Source organism: Anaerobacillus sp. QJM3NY_32 (genome assembly GCF_056173645.1).
Map to the genome: position 1 here is coordinate 3,586,928 of NZ_CM149684.1, position 19,186 is coordinate 3,606,113.

Annotated in this window: 19 protein-coding genes and 1 tRNA gene; 3 read left to right on the top strand and 17 right to left on the bottom strand. The window is 41.6% G+C overall.

Annotated features, from left to right (window positions below):
• Positions 1-10 precede the first annotated feature (10 nt).
• The 12 genes from smpB to rpoN form a co-directional block, all read right to left on the bottom strand.
• Positions 11-478 carry an SsrA-binding protein SmpB gene (smpB, locus tag AC0VYH_RS18705; RefSeq protein WP_194218797.1) on the bottom strand — a complete coding sequence of 156 codons (468 nt, stop codon included), beginning with the start codon at positions 476-478 and terminating at the stop codon, positions 11-13.
• 98 nt (positions 479-576) lie between these two features.
• Entirely contained in the window at positions 577-2,904 is a 2,328-nt protein-coding gene (gene rnr, locus AC0VYH_RS18710; protein ID WP_430244884.1) for a ribonuclease R, read from the bottom strand.
• A 38-nt stretch (positions 2,905-2,942) separates the two neighbouring features.
• Positions 2,943-3,689: an alpha/beta hydrolase gene (locus tag AC0VYH_RS18715; protein WP_475372915.1), complete on the bottom strand. Its 747-nt coding sequence runs from the start codon at positions 3,687-3,689 to the stop codon at positions 2,943-2,945.
• A 362-nt stretch (positions 3,690-4,051) separates the two neighbouring features.
• Positions 4,052-4,282 (bottom strand): preprotein translocase subunit SecG, encoded by a 231-nt coding sequence (gene secG, locus AC0VYH_RS18720; protein WP_098445013.1) that lies wholly within the window; start codon positions 4,280-4,282, stop codon positions 4,052-4,054.
• A gap of 299 nt (positions 4,283-4,581) precedes the next feature.
• Positions 4,582-5,871, bottom strand: a complete 1,290-nt coding sequence (gene eno / locus AC0VYH_RS18725) for a phosphopyruvate hydratase (RefSeq protein WP_224882172.1) — start codon at positions 5,869-5,871, stop codon at positions 4,582-4,584.
• Between the two features lie 26 nt (positions 5,872-5,897).
• Positions 5,898-7,430: a 2,3-bisphosphoglycerate-independent phosphoglycerate mutase gene (gene gpmI / locus AC0VYH_RS18730; protein ID WP_475367963.1), complete on the bottom strand. Its 1,533-nt coding sequence runs from the start codon at positions 7,428-7,430 to the stop codon at positions 5,898-5,900.
• Entirely contained in the window at positions 7,423-8,184 is a 762-nt protein-coding gene (gene tpiA, locus AC0VYH_RS18735) for a triose-phosphate isomerase (RefSeq protein ID WP_475367964.1), read from the bottom strand. Before tpiA ends, gpmI begins: the two co-directional genes overlap by 8 nt.
• 41 nt (positions 8,185-8,225) lie before the next feature.
• Positions 8,226-9,410 (bottom strand): phosphoglycerate kinase, encoded by a 1,185-nt coding sequence (locus AC0VYH_RS18740; protein WP_475367965.1) that lies wholly within the window; start codon positions 9,408-9,410, stop codon positions 8,226-8,228.
• A gap of 133 nt (positions 9,411-9,543) precedes the next feature.
• Complete coding sequence (gene gap, locus AC0VYH_RS18745) at positions 9,544-10,551, bottom strand: type I glyceraldehyde-3-phosphate dehydrogenase (RefSeq protein ID WP_404683297.1); 1,008 nt, start codon at positions 10,549-10,551, stop codon at positions 9,544-9,546.
• 47 nt (positions 10,552-10,598) lie between these two features.
• A complete protein-coding gene (locus AC0VYH_RS18750) occupies positions 10,599-11,630 on the bottom strand; it encodes a sugar-binding transcriptional regulator (protein ID WP_430244892.1) in 1,032 nt (343 codons plus the stop codon).
• A 149-nt stretch (positions 11,631-11,779) separates the two neighbouring features.
• Positions 11,780-12,016, bottom strand: a complete 237-nt coding sequence (locus AC0VYH_RS18755) for a glutaredoxin family protein (protein ID WP_430244894.1) — start codon at positions 12,014-12,016, stop codon at positions 11,780-11,782.
• An 82-nt stretch (positions 12,017-12,098) separates the two neighbouring features.
• Complete coding sequence (gene rpoN, locus AC0VYH_RS18760; protein WP_475367966.1) at positions 12,099-13,394, bottom strand: RNA polymerase factor sigma-54; 1,296 nt, start codon at positions 13,392-13,394, stop codon at positions 12,099-12,101.
• A 192-nt stretch (positions 13,395-13,586) separates the two neighbouring features.
• Between rpoN and AC0VYH_RS18765 the strand changes: the two genes are divergently transcribed.
• Positions 13,587-13,865, top strand: a complete 279-nt coding sequence (locus AC0VYH_RS18765) for a hypothetical protein (protein WP_475367967.1) — start codon at positions 13,587-13,589, stop codon at positions 13,863-13,865.
• A gap of 164 nt (positions 13,866-14,029) precedes the next feature.
• Here AC0VYH_RS18765 and AC0VYH_RS18770 read toward each other — a convergent pair.
• A tRNA-Arg gene (locus AC0VYH_RS18770) sits at positions 14,030-14,108 on the bottom strand.
• Positions 14,109-14,410: 302 nt separating this feature from the next.
• Between AC0VYH_RS18770 and AC0VYH_RS18775 the strand changes: the two genes are divergently transcribed.
• Together AC0VYH_RS18775 and clpP are read left to right on the top strand one after the other, a co-directional pair.
• Positions 14,411-14,797 carry a YhjD family protein gene (locus AC0VYH_RS18775; RefSeq protein ID WP_475365843.1) on the top strand — a complete coding sequence of 129 codons (387 nt, stop codon included), beginning with the start codon at positions 14,411-14,413 and terminating at the stop codon, positions 14,795-14,797.
• 164 nt (positions 14,798-14,961) lie between these two features.
• A complete protein-coding gene (gene clpP / locus AC0VYH_RS18780) occupies positions 14,962-15,546 on the top strand; it encodes an ATP-dependent Clp endopeptidase proteolytic subunit ClpP (protein WP_098445023.1) in 585 nt (194 codons plus the stop codon).
• Positions 15,547-15,752: 206 nt separating this feature from the next.
• On the opposite strand, the gene AC0VYH_RS18785 is transcribed toward clpP, so the two are convergent.
• The 4 genes from AC0VYH_RS18785 to rapZ all read right to left on the bottom strand — a co-directional run bounded on the left by AC0VYH_RS18785 (position 15,753) and on the right by rapZ (position 19,172).
• A complete protein-coding gene (locus AC0VYH_RS18785; protein ID WP_430244900.1) occupies positions 15,753-16,007 on the bottom strand; it encodes an HPr family phosphocarrier protein in 255 nt (84 codons plus the stop codon).
• A 322-nt stretch (positions 16,008-16,329) separates the two neighbouring features.
• On the bottom strand, positions 16,330-17,271 hold the full coding sequence (gene whiA / locus AC0VYH_RS18790; protein ID WP_194218784.1) for a DNA-binding protein WhiA: 942 nt from the start codon (positions 17,269-17,271) through the stop codon (positions 16,330-16,332).
• Between the two features lie 40 nt (positions 17,272-17,311).
• Entirely contained in the window at positions 17,312-18,280 is a 969-nt protein-coding gene (locus AC0VYH_RS18795) for a gluconeogenesis factor YvcK family protein (RefSeq protein ID WP_226615241.1), read from the bottom strand.
• Between the two features lies 1 nt (position 18,281).
• Positions 18,282-19,172: an RNase adapter RapZ gene (gene rapZ, locus AC0VYH_RS18800; protein WP_194218782.1), complete on the bottom strand. Its 891-nt coding sequence runs from the start codon at positions 19,170-19,172 to the stop codon at positions 18,282-18,284.
• Positions 19,173-19,186: the final 14 nt, after the last annotated feature.

Below are 19,186 nucleotides of genomic sequence, written 5' to 3' on the forward strand. Positions count from 1 at the left end.
CAAATGGAAACTATATCCGCTGACGCTCTTTCAACGCTTTATCCACTTCACGCTTCATCGTTTTATCTTTCAGATCTTGGCGCTTATCGTACTTTTTCTTACCTTTGGCAAGACCTAGAAGTACTTTCGCATAACCATTCTTAATATATACTTTAAGTGGAATAATTGTATAGCCCTGTTCTTTCGTTAAGCCAAGGAGCTTATCAATCTCTTTCCTCTTCATCAATAGCTTACGAGTACGGGTTGGATCGTGATTAAAACGATTTCCCTGCTCATATTCATTGACGTGCATATTGATAAGAAAAATTTCGCCTTTACGAATAATGGCGTGAGAGTCTTTCAGGTTTACGCGTCTTGCCCTGATGGATTTAATTTCAGTTCCTTGTAGAACTAGACCTGCTTCATATGTTTCAATAACAGAATAATCGTGTCTTGCTTTCTTATTTTGTGCAATGAGTCCACCATCACCTTTTGGCATGACCGTCCCCCCTCTCAAACGTCGAATTCCAGTATATCAATTTGGTCAGAATAAGTCAAGATGACTTACTCCGACCGACATGATTGAAATATCCCTAGTTAAGCATTATTATTTCGACGTTTTTTCTTTTTGTTTTTTGCTTTCTTTTTCGTTCCCTGACCATCTTTAGGTGGAGAGAACTTTCTTTTTTTCTGTCCTGCATCAGTTGTTTTATTCGATGACTTCCCACGTTTTTTACGCTTTCCGCCTTCAATAACTTTAGGACTTTCTCTACGACGACGTTCTTTCGGTGGCTTCATGCCAACAATTTCGAAGTCGATCGCTCGTTCGTCAATGTTAACATTTAAGACGCGAATGGCGATTTCGTCACCGATGCGGTATACGTTACCGGTACGTTCGCCGATCATCGCATAAGCACCTTCGTCATAATGGTAATAGTCATCGGTTAAATAGCTAACGTGGACAAGCCCTTCGATCGTATTTGGCAATTCAACAAATAAGCCAAAGTTTGTTACGCCGCTAATCACGCCTTCGAACTCTTCCCCAATTTTATCTTTCATAAACTCAGCTTTTTTCAGATCATCGGTTTCGCGTTCAGCGTCAACTGCACGTCGTTCCATCGCTGAAGCGTGCTGAGCGATTTCACCAAGCGCTTCGCCCCACTTAGAAGTTGTCTGATTGTCGACTTTTTTCTCAAACAGGTACGTACGAATTAAACGATGCACAATTAAGTCAGGATAACGACGAATTGGCGATGTGAAATGCGTATAGAAATCTGTCGATAAACCGAAGTGGCCGAGACTTTCAGGGAAGTATTTCGCCTGTTGCATAGAGCGAAGCATAACCTTACTGATGACCGCTTCTTCTGGCTCACCTTTCACTTCTTCTAAAAGCTTTTGAAGCGCACGCGGGTGCACCGTGTTAGCATTACCTCGTACGACATAGCCGAAGTTTGTAATAAACTCAAAGAATGTATTGAGTTTGTCTGAATCCGGATCTTCGTGAATACGGTACATAAACGGAACTTCCATGAAGTGGAAATGTTGTGCAACTGTTTCGTTCGCTACAAGCATAAATTCTTCAATTAAGCGTTCAGCTACCGAGCGTTCTCGTTGAACAATCTCCTGTGGTGCCCCTTCTTCATCTACAAGAACTTTCGCTTCCGCAAAATCAAAATCAATAGCCCCTCGTTCAAAGCGACCTTTTCTTAAGATTTCAGCTAGTTCTCCCATGCCATCGAAGAATGGAACTAGAGATTTATAGCGCTCAAGTACTTCATCGTCTTCACGTTTAAGAATTTTACGTACATCCGTATATGTCATTCGCTCATTTGTACGAATAACGCTTGGGAAAATTTCATGATTCACAACTTCACCCTGCGTTGTAATTTCCATTTCACACGAAATCGTTAAACGATCCACTTGAGGATTTAAACTACAAATACCGTTTGATAATCGGTGGGGAATCATCGGGATTACACGATCGACAAGATAGACACTTGTACCACGATCAAGCGCTTCTTGATCGATTGGAGAGTTCTCAGTGACATAATACGTGACGTCTGCAATATGAACACCTAATTTATAGTTCCCGTTTGGAAGTTTAACAACGTTAACCGCATCATCAAGGTCTTTTGCATCAGCACCATCAATCGTGACAATCGTTTCTTCACGCAAATCACGTCTACCTTCAATTTCCTTCTCATCAATTTGATCAGGCGTGTCATTGGCCTGTTTCATCGTTGCATCCGGAAATTCACCTGGTAATTCATGTTTATAAATAATGGAAAGAATATCTACTCCAGGATCATTCTTGTGTCCTAGTATTTCTGTAATTCGTCCTTCAGCACTCATACGTCCTTCAGGATACTTCGTAATTTCAACAACGACTTTGTGGCCGTCAACCGCACCACCAGTAGACCCTTTTGGAATAAAAATGTCATGTGGGATTCGTTTATCATCCGCAATCACAAAACCAAAATGCTTGCTGTCAGAGTATGTACCAACTGTGCGCTTAACACCACGCTCAATGATACGAATAACGGTCCCCTCTGGACGTGTCCCTGATGATTTTTGATGTAGTCGTGCGATGACACGGTCTCCATTCATCGCTCCCTCAAGGTCACTCTGGTTAATATAAACATCCTTCTCGCCAGTGTCGCTATCTGAAATCAGGAATGCAAAGCCTTTTGCATGAACCTGTAGCTTTCCTCTTACAAGATTCATTTTCTCAGGAATGCCATAGCGGTTACTTCTTGTTCTTACAATTAAACCTTCTTCTTCCATCCCGTTTAGGGTTTTCACAAACTCCTTAAACTCACTGGAATCTTTCACTCCAAAAACTTCTTCAAGTTCTTGTACAGTTAGTGGTTTATATGCTTCCTCTTTCATGAAGCTCAATATTCTCTGTTCATGTTCTTCTGCCATTGTCTTCCACCTTCTTTCTAGTAAAATATATCCGTAGATTATTCAGACCAATCAAGTCCATCAAGAAATGCGTGCACGTCCTTATGAAGTTCCTCTTTCTCTTTTCCAAGCGTAATGGCGTGTGTTGAATTCTCATACCATTTTAAACTCTTCTCATCTGATTCTACATGATCATGAATAACATTCGCACTCTCCGTATTAATCATCTCATCGTGTCTTGCCTGAGCGACAAATGTCGGAGCATAAATCATATCAATGTTATCACGCACATCATAGATCAGGTCTCGAAGTTCTCCGAGCGTGTTCATTGGGGTTTCTTTGAACGCTTCCATTTCTTCTTCAATTTGTTCAGGAGACTTCCGTTCAAATTTCTTATATTCTCTTGCGTAAGAAAGAACACCCTGATACATCGTTTCTTCATCCTTCATATCCATTGGGGCGCACATGGGTACGATTCCCTTTACAGGAACAGTATAACCGAGCTTTAAAGAAAATACGCCTCCAAGCGATAATCCCACAACAGCTATTTCCTCATGCCCCATGCTTTTAAGCAATTCATACCCCTCTTTGACGTTTTTCCACCAGTCTTGAGGACCTGTATGTACTAACTCTTCTGGGGGAACGCCATGTCCTTCATATTGTGGGGCATGACACGTATACCCCTGTTCCTGCAAATAACGTCCCATCATTCGGACATCTGCTGTATTACCAGTAAAGCCATGCAACATTAGTACCGAGCGATTACCTCCTTCAAATGTAAATGGCTTGGGTGCTACTACTTTCATGATGTGATCCTCCTCTAAATAATCCAGTCCTACTCATTAGTTTGACCTTCAAAAAACGATTTATCCTGTCTATTGAAGTCCTTATATGCATTTTAACGGTTTCCGTCCTCAGTAAAAAGGAATGTGTTCTTCTAGCTTATTTCCCTGTTTCATTCGACAAAAAACTTGCTTTTCTTTCTTCTTTAAAAAAGCACAAGCGCCTATTTCACACGCGACATGCTTAATACGAGCCTCAATGTAGCGCTTTTTGCCACAATGGAGCTTGCCGGCGCCAGATTTCGACTTCACTGAATTTGATACTTTCATTTCCTCCAATGAAAAAAGCAGCAAGTGGTTCAACACCTGCTGCTTCCTTTATCACATTACACGAGATACGCAACGAGAATTGAAAGAACAAAGAACAATACGGCAAGTACTACCGTTACTTTATTTAAAACCGCTTCAAAGCCGCGGGCCTTTTGCTTTCCGAATAATTGCTCAGCTCCACCTGTAATGGCTCCTGATAACCCGGCGCTTTTACCAGACTGAAGCAATACGACAGTAATAAGTAAGATTGAAACGATAACTAATGCAATTGTAGCTGCAAGATGCATGATTCCACCTCCCGGACTATAGCCTTTCCAATACTATCAATTTACCATAAATTTTTCAGTAAAAGCAATCTATTTCGGTAATACAGGACATTCTCATACCTTCTTAACATTGTGTTAACACTTCTTGAACGGTAACGACTGTTTTTGTAGACGTTGTTCCGATAAGAGTGGTGGCTGATTTGCGTGAAATCTCAACTTCACGCAAATCAGCCAGAAATCAACACTGTTCATTAACATAGGTTAAAAAAGAAAAGAACCCATCAAAAACCCCCGCGTTTTCACGCGGGGGTTTTTTCAACTTACTTCTTATCTAAGTTGTAGAAGCTTTTACGGCCACCGTAGATTGCAAGGTGTTCAAGCTCATCTTCGATACGAAGAAGCTGGTTGTATTTAGCTACGCGGTCCGTACGAGACGGTGCGCCTGTCTTAATTTGTCCAGCGTTAGTCGCAACAGCGATGTCAGCGATTGTTGTATCTTCTGTTTCACCAGAACGGTGAGAAATAACAGCTGTGTATCCAGCGCGCTTCGCCATTTCAACAGCATCAAACGTTTCAGTTAGTGTACCAATTTGGTTCACTTTGATTAGGATAGAGTTACCTACACTGCGCTCGATTCCTTCAGAAAGTTTGTTTGTATTTGTAACGAAAAGATCGTCACCAACAAGTTGAACTTTCTCACCAAGAGCTTGAGTAAGTTTCTCCCAGCCTTCCCAGTCGTTTTCGTCAAGACCATCTTCAATTGAGATGATCGGATATTTTTCACATAGCTGGCTGTAGAATTCGATCATTTCTTCAGATGTCTTCACTACGCCTTCACCAGCAAGGTTGTATTTACCGTCGCTGTAAATTTCAGAAGATGCTACGTCTAGAGCGAGCATTACTTCTTCACCAGGCTTGTAGCCCGCTTTTTCGATTGCTTCGATAATTGTTTGGATCGCTTCTTCATTTGAACCAAGGTTAGGAGCGAATCCGCCTTCGTCACCTACAGAAGTGTTAAGGCCTTTTTCTTTCAAAACACCTTTAAGGCTGTGGAAAATTTCAGCGCCAGTGCGAAGTGCTTCTTTGAAAGAAGGTGCTCCAACAGGCATAACCATAAATTCTTGAATGTCTACGTTGTTATCAGCGTGCTCTCCACCATTAAGAATGTTCATCATTGGTGTTGGAAGAGTTTTTGCATTGAAACCACCAAGGTAAACGTAAAGTGGAAGTTCAAGCTCTTCAGCAGCTGCACGTGCAACAGCCATAGATACGCCAAGAATAGCGTTAGCACCTAGCTTGCCTTTATTATCAGTACCATCAAGGTCAATCATCATATGGTCGATTCCAAGTTGGTCATAAACGCTCATTCCTACTAGCTCTGGAGCGATTGTTTCGTTAATGTTAGCTACTGCTTTTTCTACGCCTTTACCAAGGTAGCGATCTTTGTCACCGTCACGAAGTTCAACTGCTTCGTATTCACCAGTGGATGCGCCAGATGGTACCATTGCGCGTGCTTTAACGCCTGCGTCTGTAAATACTTCTACTTCAACTGTTGGATTACCGCGGGAGTCAAGGACCTCGCGTGCATAAACGTCAGTAATGATTGGCATAACGTGTCATCTCCTTTAAATGTAAGTTATTTAATTAATGATTTTCCTGTCATTTCCTTCGGTTGCTTGCCGCCAAGCAAATCAAGAAGGGTTGGTGAAAGGTCCGCAAGAATTCCGTCTGTACGAAGCTCAGCACCGTCTTTAGTAACAATAACAGGTACAGGATTCGTTGTATGAGCAGTCATCGCATCGCCATCAAGCGTCGTGACTTCATCAGAGTTCCCGTGGTCAGCGGTAATAATCGCATTTCCGCCTTTTTCTAAAATTTTATCAACGATCTTACCAAGACATTCGTCAACAGCTTCAATCGCTTTGACTGTCGGTTCAAGCATTCCGGAATGCCCTACCATGTCAGGGTTAGCAAAGTTCAAGATAATCGCATCGTGCTTATCGGCATCGAGCTCTTTCAGTAACGCGTCCGTTACTTCGTAGGCACTCATCTCCGGCTTCAAGTCATAGGTTGCAACCTTCGGAGAGTCGATAAGAATGCGCTCTTCCCCAGGAAACTCTTCTTCGCGTCCACCGCTAAAGAAGAAAGTAACGTGTGGGTATTTCTCTGTCTCAGCAATACGCAGCTGCTTGTAGTCCTGCTGAGCTAGTACTTCACCAAGCGTGTTATCAAGGTTTGTTGGTTTGAAAGCAACGTCTCCTCCAACTGTTTCACTAAAACGAGTGAGTGAGACAAAGTGAAGATCTTTCGGACGTTCTTCCCCACGATCGAAACCGCGGAAATCATCATTCGTAAAGACTTGTGAAATCTGGATTGCTCGGTCAGGACGGAAGTTAAAGAAGATTACTGCATCCTCATCATCTACCGTCGCAATCGGTGAACCGTCTTCTTCTGTCATAACGGAAGGAAGAACGAATTCATCGTAGATTTCATTCTTGTAATTATCATCAATTAACTCATTTGGGTCTTTATAAGAAGGACCTTCACCGTATGCCAGGGCGCGGTAAGACTTCTCTACGCGATCCCAACGCTTGTCGCGGTCCATGGAATAATAACGTCCTGAGAGAGTCGCAAGACGACCTACTCCAACTTCTTCCATTTTTTCCTCTAACTGCTGAATGTAGGTTTTCGCAGATTGTTGGCCAACATCACGACCATCAAGGAAACCGTGAACATAGACATCTTTTAAACCTTGCTTAGCAGCAAGTTCAAGAAGAGCGAAAAGATGTTTAATGTGACTATGAATACCACCGTCAGAAAGAAGTCCGAACAAGTGTAGGCTTGTCCCTTTTTTCTTTGCATGGTCAATAGCCTCTAGAAATGTTTCATTCTCGAAGAAGTCACCTTCTTCAATTGCAAGATTTACTCTAGTTAAGCTTTGATAAACAATGCGTCCTGCACCGATATTCAAGTGGCCAACTTCTGAGTTACCCATTTGTCCGTCTGGAAGTCCAACTGCTTTACCACTCGCTTGTAGGGTAGCGTGTGGGTATTGGTTCCAGTAACGGTCAAAATTCGGTTTTTTCGCATGAGCTACGGCATTTCCTTTTTCTTCATCTCTAAGGCCGAAACCATCTAAGATGATTAAAGCTTCTGGCTTTTTAGGCATTCTGACCAGCCTCCAAAAGCTGAAGGAAAGATTTTGCATCAAGACTCGCGCCGCCGACTAAAGCTCCATCAATGTCGGATTTACCCATAAGCTCGTCAATGTTACCAGGTTTCACACTGCCGCCATATTGGATACGGACCGCATTAGCTGTTTCGTCAGACGTTTCGTCTTTAAGGACGCCGCGGATAAATGCACATACATCATTTGCTTGATCGCTTGTTGCAGTTTTGCCAGTACCAATTGCCCAGATAGGCTCATATGCGATGACAGATTGAGCTACCTGTTCATTTGTAAGACCAGCGATTGCCTTTTGAACTTGTCCTTTAACGATTTCTTCTGTTACGTTGCTTTCACGCTGTTCAAGCGTTTCACCAACACAGATGATCGGTGTTAGGTTATGTTTAAACGCTGAATGAGTTTTCTGGTTAACGATTTCGTCCGTTTCACCAAATAGCTCACGGCGTTCAGAGTGACCAAGAATCACATAGCCTACTCCAAGATCGTTAAGTGCGACAGGGCTAATTTCACCAGTAAACGCGCCATTTTCTTCAAAGTGCATGTTTTGAGCACCTACTTGAAGTGCTGTTCCTTCTAGCTCATCCGTTAAATAATCAAGGAAAAGAGCAGGAGCACAGACAACGGAATCTACGCGATCGCCATTAGGAATAAGTCCTTTCACTTCGTCAACAAAGCTTTTTGTTTCCGTAAGTGTTTTGTTCATCTTCCAGTTACCTGCGATGATTGGTTTGCGCATGTTCACTCACCATCCCTTTATAAATTTAAGTCATAAGTATTTTATTTGTCGTTAAGTGCGACAACACCAGGAAGTTCTTTACCTTCCATAAACTCAAGAGAAGCACCGCCACCAGTAGAGATATGGCTCATTTGATCAGCATAGCCGAATTTCTCAACCGCTGCTGCAGAGTCACCGCCACCAATAACAGAATAGGTATCATTTGCATTAGCAAGTGCTTCTGCTACTGCTTTTGTTCCATTAGCGTAAACATCTAGTTCGAATACACCCATAGGGCCGTTCCAGATAACTAGCTTGGAATCAGCAACAACTTTGCTGTACGTTTCTCTTGTTTTTGGTCCAATATCAAGCGCTTCCCAGTCAGAAGGAATGTCTTCGATGCTTACAATTTTCGTGTTTGCATCATTTGAGAAATCGTCGCCAATAACAACGTCTTCTGGCATATAGAAATTAACGCCTTTTTCTTTCGCTTTATCCATGAATGTTTTCGCAAGCTCAATTTTGTCTTCTTCAAGAAGAGAAAGACCGATTTCATGGCCAAGCGCTTTTACGAATGTATAAGCAAGTCCACCACCGATGATCAAGTTGTCCACTTTATCTAGTAGATGATCAATCACACCGATTTTGTCTTTTACTTTCGCTCCACCGATAATTGCAGTAAATGGACGAGAAGGCTCAGTTAGCGCGCTTCCGAGAACTTCAAGTTCTTTTTCCATAAGAAAACCAGCTACAGCAGGAATATGATGAGCGATGCCTTCTGTTGAAGCGTGAGCACGGTGTGCAGCTCCAAAAGCATCATTTACGTAAAGATCTGCCATTGCAGCAAATTTCTTCGCAAGTTCTTCATCATTCTTCTCTTCTCCAGCTTCAAAACGAACATTCTCAATAAGAAGAAGGTCGCCATCTTCAAGACCTGCAATCGCACGGTCTACTTCTTCACCATAGACTGCATCAGTTTTTGTTACTGTTTTGCCAATGAGGTCGCTTAAACGGTCTGCAACCGGATCAAGACGTAACTCATCAACAGCTTCACCTTTAGGACGACCAAGATGGCTCGCAAGGATGACTTTTGCTCCTTGATCAGCCAAATGCTGAATCGTTGGAAGTGCTGCTTTAATGCGCGTTTCATCTGTTACCTTTCCGTTATCCATAGGTACATTGAAATCAACGCGACAAAATACCTTTTTGCCTTTTAACTCGACATCACGAATTGACTTTTTGTTCATCACGCATGTCCTCCTCTGCATAAAGTTTTAAAAGGTCGTTTATACCACCTTTTAAATATAGCTATATCGTTAGTAATGACAATGGAAAAGGAGGAAGGCTCAAGACTTCCTCCTCCTCTATTAACAATTCTTATTATAGCCCTTTTGCAGCGATGTAGTCGACTAGATCTACTACACGGTTAGAATAGCCCCACTCGTTGTCGTACCAAGAGATAACTTTAACCATGTTTCCATCGATACCCATTGTAGAAAGACCATCTACGATTGAAGAGTTCGGGTTACCGTTGTAGTCTTTTGATACTAGTGGCTCGTCGCTATAACCAAGGTATCCTTTAAGGTCGCCTTCAGCAGCTTCTTTAAGAGCAGCGTTTACTTCGTCAACTGAAACGTCTTGATCAAGTTCAGCTACAAGGTCAACGATTGATACGTTAGGTGTAGGTACGCGCATAGCCATACCATTCAACTTACCATCAAGCTCTGGAAGTACAAGAGATACTGCTTTAGCAGCGCCTGTAGATGTTGGGATGATATTTTCAGCTGCCGCACGAGCACGACGGTAGTCTTTATGTGGAAGATCAAGAATTTGCTGATCGTTTGTATAAGAGTGAGTTGTAGTCATTAGACCACGCTTAATACCGAACTTGTCGTTCAATACTTTAGCAACTGGTGCAAGACAGTTTGTCGTACAAGATGCGTTTGAGATTACGTGGTGGCTAGCTGCATCGTACTTGTCTTCGTTAACACCTAGAACAACTGTAATATCTTCGTCTTTAGCTGGTGCGGAGATGACAACTTTCTTAGCTCCTGCTTCAAGGTGCTTCGCAGCATCGTCACGGTTTGTGAAACGTCCAGTGGATTCGATTACCACTTCAACACCAAGATCTCCCCATCCAAGTTGTGCTGGGTCGCGCTCAGAAAGAACAGTGATTTCAGTTCCGTTAACTACAAGGTTCTCGCCGTTAACTTCTACTTCAACATTAAGTTCTCCATGTACGGAATCGTATTTTAGAAGGTGTGCAAGCATGTTTGCATCTGTAAGATCGTTTACAGCTACAATATCAACACCAGGGTTGTTTAATGCTGCACGGAATACGTTACGTCCAATACGTCCAAAACCGTTAATACCTACTTTTGTTGCCATTGTGTAGTTCCTCCTTGAATTTCCTCGTTTCCCGAGGTGTGGTTTATTTAATAAAGGGAATCTCCCTCTAATAACGCTTTAGCGGCGCCTTCATCAGTCACAAGGATACTTTGAATCCCCGTCTTAAGATAGGCTTCGATGGCTTTTGCTTTCGAACGGCCGCCGGCTACCGCAATGACTAGTTCACTTCGCTCTAAATCTTCGAGCTGCAGTCCGATTGTTTTCACTTTATGAACGACTTCACCAGACTGATTGAAGTAATACCCGAACGCTTCAGCGACAGCATCCTCACGCTCAATCTTATTAATAACATCAAGCGTAGATTTACGCCTTTGCGCCATCGTTCTAGCTTCCCCAATCCCATGAACCACAATACCGGCAGACTTGATAATCTCAAGGATATCTTTCACGCCAGGCTCTTCAATAAGGGATTGGTATGCTTCTTCGCTCAATTGATCTGGAACATGAAGCAAACGGTAGTCAGTATGGGCTTTTCTTGCCATTTTCGCACAAATTGTGTTGGCCTGATTTTCAACCTGTTCTCCTAGGCCCCCTCGAGCCGGAACAAACAGTGTTCCTTCCATATCTGAGGAAGGAATCATCATATCAGCCACACCTGCGAGCGTGGTACCGCCTGTTACAGCAATCACTCTATCTTTTAGCTGAAACTTTTTCAAGCGTCCCACAGCGGCTCTGCCCATTTCTTTCTTTACCCAGGGGGTCACATCACTATCACCAGGGACAATAAATACTTCCGGAATGCCAAGTTTATCTTTCAAGCGTTTCTCGAGATTATCGAGCCCGGAAACTTCATCCATAACCGGTTCAAGCTCAAGAAGTAGCTGTTCGCCTTCCTCCGTCAGTTGCATACCTTGTACAGACATATGTAGGAGCCCCTGATCTTTAAAGAAAGTGACTTCGCTTCTGAGAACTCGTTCGGTTATACCCAGACTGTTCGCAAGACTTCTACGGCCAATTGGCTGCATTAGCCTCAACTGTCTTAATACCCGATAGCGCTTATTCATAACATCTAACATGTCCGGCAATAATTTTTGTTGAAGTGACAATAATGAGCGCATAATTCGTCTCCCCTGCTGTTCTTCTTTTCCTCGAGACGTATTATGTCCCGCTTAGACATTTTTAGTCCCACCTGGATCAAAAAGAACTTCTTACAATTTTCATTGTAGCAGTTGCCAAAAGTATGGGCAACTATGTTATACTGAAATTTTTAAAGTAAGCGTTTTCTTATCGATTTTTTTGAAATTCGACCATAATCCACTACTTCCTCATCGATTTCAACGACGGGGATCATCAGCATAAACTTTTCTAACAGTGCCTCATCCTTATAAATATCAACTATCTGAAGAGAGAACATTTCCTCTTCCTGAAGCTCAAGAAGTAGTTCATATGCTTCATCACAAAGTGGGCATGTCTCTTTCGAATATAAAATAACCGATTTTTCCACACGTTAAACCTCCCTTCATTACTTTACTAGTTTACTCAGACAGCCTTTCGAACGCAAAAAAAAAAAGCGACTAGTGTAGCCGCTACGAAAATCGTTTTCGTTTCGATGAGCTTAAGATCTTTAACTCATCTCGATACTTTGCAATCGTACGCCTCGATACTTCAATCCCTTTCTGGATATGAAGAGCTTCTACAATCTTTTGATCTGATAATGGTTTCATCTTATTCTCGTTCTCCACAAGTTCCTTAATGAATAGCTTTACACTAGAGGAAGAAGCAGCTTCTCCAGACTCACTAGACAGTTTGGAAGTAAATAAGTCCTTTAAGGCGAAAAGACCATGTGGCGTTTGAACGTATTTGCTTTTAATCGCTCGACTTACCGTGGACTCGTGGACATCTGCTTCCATCGCTACTTCCCTCAAGGTTATTGGAGAAAGCTCACTAATCCCATTTCTCAAAAAATTTTGTTGGTGAACAATAAAAACGCCCATTATTGCTCGAAGCGTTTGCTTTCTTTGCTCAATACTTTTTAATAACCAGCTGACTTGCTGATATTTATCCTTTAGATACTCTTCCGCTTCGTTATTTTTAAAAGAACGGTAGGCGTTGCTCACTTTCATTGCTGGTAAATCGTCATCAAGTAATGCAATAGAGAATCTACCATTTTTCTCTTCTATCATGACATCTGGAACAATGTAGGATGGTTTATCAATACCCCACTTTGATCCTGGACGAGGATCGAGATCAGCTACTATATCCGCAGCCCGCTGTATATGCTCCACCGGAACATGAAATTCTCTCGAGAGTTCACGATATTTCTTTTCTGCTAGCGCTTTCAAATGATAGGAAACAAGATCTCGAGCAAGCTCGAAAATTTCTCCCGACTCATTTAACTGTAAAAAGAGACATTCGGAAAGAGAGCGCGCCCCTATACCTGGTGGGTCAAGTAATTGAATCTCTCTAATGGCTTCAGTGATCTCAAAGTGCTCGACATCAAAGTAATTCATTACCTCCGTCTCATTTATTCTTAAGTAACCACTTTCATCAATATTATCAATTAAATAATGCACAACGGCTTCCCTTTTACGTGGAAAGTGTAGACACCTCGCCTGATCGTGTAACTCATCATGCAAACTTTTTCTTGTTTCAGCGTATTCGAGTGGATCTTTTTTAAGCCCCGTATCATAAGAGCGTTTTGAAGAACGAACGCCACCATCCCATGAAGGGGAGTGTAATTCAATTAATGGATTTTCAAGAGCCTGTTCTTTCACGTACTCCAGTAATTCGACCGTAGAATATTGGAGTATAGAAATCGCTTGATGCAACTGGGTTGTCATGACTAATTTCGTTGTCTGCTTTTGTATCAATCCTAATTCCATCGCAATCCCTCCACCTTCATCATACTATATCGCTTCATTTTATGGTATGAAAAAAATGAAAATGACCAGAATTTTCTGTTTTTTAAAAGGGGATTTTGACACCATTTTTAAAGAAAATGATGAAATAGCCCGTCCCTTAGTCAAATTTCTACATAAACTGTCTTATAGAGAGAGAAAAAGGAGGCAAATGCCATGGATTTAGCTGTATATGGAATTGCTTTGCTTCCAGTCATCATTGGAGTTGTACACCTTTTTAAGGTGTTTGGTTTTCCGGTAAGGTTCTTACCGATTCTTTCCATTGGAATCGGAATTGTAATGAGCCACATTTATGTTGAACCGGAAGACTTCAAAAAAGCCTTCTTTATAGGATTATGGCTTGGACTATGCGCTACTGGAATGCACTCAGGCTTCAAACACACGATGAGTGGAGCAATCAGCAAAGGACATGACGATGACAAAGATAAGCCCTGATAGAAGGTAAGACTGATCGCAAGAAGAGTGGACGAGTTCTACTCTTCTTTTTTTCTGTTCAAAATGAAGGATATTATTCATTCCCTGGATCTAAGCGAACAAAGATGACATTTATCATAAAAAAATCCCCTTCACACTAGCGAAAGGGATTGGAATTATGTAATTGGTGCGCCCGGAGGGATTCGAACCCCCGACTGACGCGGTACCGGAAACCACCGCTCTATCCGACTGAGCTACGGGCGCGCTTCATTAGCGCAAGGATTATTATACGATATGCCCCCTTTTTTTGCAAGGTGAATTTCATAGCTTCCAAGTGACGATCAATGAGTAATCAATAGTGTATAAGAGCATTTTATCTATACCATGTTAATGAACGCTGTTGCTTTTTTACTCTGGTGAACGGTGAGGTATTAACAATATTGGCCAAAGCTATTATCCAAACATTTCATTCATATCATAGAAAAGGTATCGCTTCAGTTCTTGACGTCTCACCTGTCTCATAGTAAAGTTATACCAAACATATGTTCTGTTAGGTGGAGATGATCATGTTCCAATTAAGTAAAGAAGAAACGAAGGCATTAAGAAACTACCTCTTACTTCCTTACCTGAAAAGAGTGCTGGAAATTGACACGAAATGGGTGAACCATTCGAAAATGAAACTTCCGCGCCCTTATCTGGAACTAATTCATGCCGCTATAACGTTAGCCTCCTCTGACTTAAAATGGGCAAAAGCAATGCTTCATGATAGAGGAATCCGCGTCTATATAGAAGATACGAAAGAAGATGTTGTGATTTGCAAAGTATATTGTCGAGGTTACAATCAAACATACCGCTATTCTTCCATTCAAATACGTAATCAGGTAGAAAGACGAATTTTAGCCTACTTTTTAGCAGACGATCGATTAAAAAAAAGGAACATTCGCTCTGTTTAAAATAAAGGGATGCGGGGAAAATGGGTGTATGTGGTTAAAGAAAAATCAAACCCTTTTCATCGATTAAAAAATAGGACAGCACTTCATTTGACCTATACTGACCTTTTAGGTATGATGAACATACAGCAACTACATATTCCACAAATATAAGGGAGGAATTTAAAATGGTTTTAATTCCAACGGTAATTGAACAAACAAACCGCGGTGAGAGAGCGTACGACATTTATTCTCGTCTTCTTAAGGACCGTATTATTATGCTAGGAACAGCAATTGACGACAACGTATCAAACGCAGTCGTTGCACAACTTCTTTTCCTTGCTGCTGAAGACCCAGATAAAGACATCTCACTTTATATCAACAGCCCTGGTGGTTCAATCACTGCAGGTATGGCGATTTACGATACTATGCAATTCATTAAGCCAAAAGTATCAACAATCTGCATCGGTATGGCTGCTTCAATGGGTGCCTTCCTACTTGCTGCTGGTGAACCTGGTAAGCGCTATGCTCTACCAAACAGTGAAGTAATGATTCACCAACCGCTCGGTGGTACTCAAGGTCAGGCTTCTGACATTGAAATTCACGCAAAACGCATCATCCAAATGCGCGAGAAGCTAAACAAAATTCTTTCTGAGCGCACAGGTCAACCACTTGAAACAATCGATCGCGACACAGATCGTGACCGTTTCATGGAAGCGACTGAAGCGAAAGAATACGGCTTGATTGATGAAGTAATGGAAAAGAAAGCATAAGATAGACCCTAAAAAGCCTTTCCCTACATTGTTGGGAAAGGCTTTTTCTTTCTTAGAATAGGCGTTGTTTTTGAACCATCTGCTATTTGAGCAGCCAATGAACCACAATGGATGATCCCACTCTCTATAACTCTATTCTCTTAAGAATGTTTCGCAACGTTAACAATTTAATGCAAAACAAAAACCTGGCACACAGCCAGGTTTTGCTAATCTTTTTGAATAAAATCAATTAATGAAGACATCGCATCTTCTTCATCATTACCATCAACAGTTAAAATAACAGAAGAACCAGTACCAACAGCAAGGCTCATGATGCCCATGATGCTTTTGGCATTAACTTTTTTACCGTCCTTCTCAAGGAAGATATCCGAGTTAAATCGGTTTGCTTCCTGTACAAACAGAGCTGCTGGACGTGCCTGTAATCCTGTATCCAAAGTAACCACAACTTCTTTTTGAATCACTTGTTCATTCCTCCCCTTATTTAAAACAGTCGATCAGAACACCAGAAGCGCTATACCAGTTTCCCTTGCACTCGCCACTTTCAAACTAAAGCTATGATAGCTCATTTTGTGGCCTCTCGATTTTAAATTTACTAAAGTGTTAAATTACCTAAAAAAGTAAGCGCTATCTCGAAAGGTGAAAAATTTAGAAAAACGCTATTTCCAATGCTTTCATTAAGAAAAATAGGGTTTTTCTTTGAAGATTCATGCTATCTATTGTACTGCTAGAAAACAACCTTCCACCATTATAGGTGGAAGCTTTTTTCTAACTTGTCCGAAAGGCTTAGGAGATCGGTTTACCATCACGAAGCTTATCAGCAATCTGGTCAATCTTTCGTAATCTATGATTGATTCCTGATTTACTAATAGCTCCTCCAGTAACCATCTCACCGAGTTCTTTCAGTGTAACATCTTGATGCTTCACGCGAAGTTCAGCAATCTCTCTTAACTTATCAGGAAGAATTTCTAAACCAACTTCCTTTTGGATGAAGCGAATATTCTCAACCTGTCGAAAAGCCGCGCCTACCGTTTTATTCAAATTAGCCGTTTCGCAATTCACGATTCGATTAACAGAATTCCGCATGTCTTTCATAATGCGTACATCCTCAAAATAGAGCAGCGCCTGATGGGCACCGACAACACTTAAGAACTCCGTAATCTTCTCGCCTTCTTTGATATAAACGATATACCCTTTCTTTCGCTCAAGCATTTTCGCATTTAATCCAAATTCATTCATTAAGTTACAAAGCGATTCCGTATGCTCTTCGTACATTGAGAAGATCTCAAGATGATAAGAGGTTTCAGGATGATTGATTGATCCCCCCGCAAGAAATGCTCCTCTTAGATAAGAACGTTTGCAACAAGACTTCTTGGTAAAATCCTTTGAGATTACTCTAGTGAACGTAAAGGCGTTATCCATTATACCGAGATCTTCAAGGAGATCTCTTGCTTTGGCTGAGACACGGACAATGTATACATTGTTTTTCTTCAGCCTCATTTTTTTACGGACAAGTAGTTCAACATCGAAGTTGTATATCCGCTTAATGAGCGTATAAATTCTTCTTGCAATGGCAGCATGTTCAGTCGGAATGTTTAGAATCAGCTGTCTGTTACCAAACGAGATCGATCCATTCATTCGAATAAGTGCTGCTAGTTCTGATCTTGCACAGCAAGGTTTACTTTCTAACTGCGTCAATTCTTTCTTTGTATCAGCAGCAAATGACATTGCCATCCCCCCTTTTTCATGCAGGGGCCCCACTGACCCATCATGATCTTTTATCGTCTAATAAGGATAAAAGAATCGATGATATTTCCTTCGCATCATGGCGTACATATTTCTCATCGTATTGAATGATTTTATCACTGATTACATGAAAACCAAAGCTCTTTAGACGATTTTCGTCATATTGCACAACCTCTGCTCGTTCTTGTGCATAACGTTTTGCATAGAAAGATGGAATCATTTCCTCATTTACAATAATCGTATCCATAAGTTTATAGCCGATGTGATCAATGAGTGCCTGCACGTGGTCACTCGCCGTATAGTTTTCCGTTTCACCTAGCTGAGTCATAACGTTACAAACATACACTTTCCTTGCCTTAGACTGCTGAATTTCCTCAGCAATGCCCGGAACAAGTAAATTCGGTAGAATACTTGTATATAGACTACCTGGCCCAAGAACAATCAAATCAGCTTCACGAATAGCTTGTAGAGATTCGGGGAGCGCTTTGATGCCTGGTGGTGAAAGAAATACCCTCTTAATTGCTTTATTTACCTTTGGAATTTGTGATTCACCTTGAACAAAAGTACCATCACGCATTTCAGCATGTAAAACAATACTTCGATTTGATGCAGGAAGAACTTCACCACGTACGTTAAGAACGCGGCACATTTCTCTAACTCCTGTTACAAAATCACCAGTAATGTCCGTCATGGCGGCTAACATTAGGTTGCCAAGGGAATGACCTGATAGTCCATTCCCATTTTTAAACCGATGTTGCATAAGTCCTTCTAACAGAGGTTCAACCTCCGATAACGCTGTAATAACATTTCGTACATCACCTGGAGGAGGTATATCAAACTCATCACGTAATCGACCTGAACTTCCTCCGTCGTCAGCTACAGTGACAATCGCAGTAATGTCGACAGGAAACTTTTTAAGTCCACGAAGAAGTACCGATAGGCCTGTTCCTCCACCAATGACAACAGCCTTTGGCAGATTAGTGTCATCCATATTATTTATGACCCTTCCCTTTTTCGATATCCCTGTGCGTAATATTCGTGCGATACTCTGTTTCGAAATGGTGACCAATGTGTTCTGCAAATGCAACAGATCGATGCTTTCCACCCGTACATCCAATCCCAATGACGAGCTGGCTCTTCCCTTCTCGTTTATATTGAGGAAGCATATACGCAAGCATATCAATTAATTTAGCTAGAAATGTTTGTGTTTCTTTCCACTTAAATACATAGTTCGCGACTTCTTCTTCCACACCTGTTTTTGGACGCAAATGCTCCACATAGTGTGGGTTTGGTAGAAAACGAATGTCAAAGACTAGATCGGCATCGATTGGAATACCGTATTTAAATCCAAACGACATCACATTGACACCAAAGTTCTCTTTCTCATTGTTCGAGAATCGGTCCATGATTTTTTCTCTTAGCTGAACTGGCTTAATGTCGCTCGTATCAATAATTTGCTGAGAGCGCCCTTTTAGCTCTTCAAGCATTTCTCTTTCTTTCTTAATGCCTTCTAGCGGCAAACCTTCTGGTGCAAGCGGATGAGAACGTCTTGTTTCTTTATAGCGCCTGACAAGTGTTGAGTCCTTTGAATCAAGGAAAAGAATCTCCGCATCAAGACGCTCATGTGAATCGAGGTGATCAACAGCTTCCACGAGATGGTCAAAGAAATCCCCACCACGCAAATCCATCACGAGTGCTACTTTATTTAATTTCCCTTCCGAACCGTCAACCATTTCAACGAACTTCGGTAAGAGCGCGGGTGGCAGATTATCAATACAGAAATAGCCGATATCTTCAAAACACTGCATTGCCACTGTCTTACCAGCACCACTCATTCCTGTAATAATGACCATATGAATGCGTTTATCAATCGAATCGGTCATTTTCCCCACTCCGT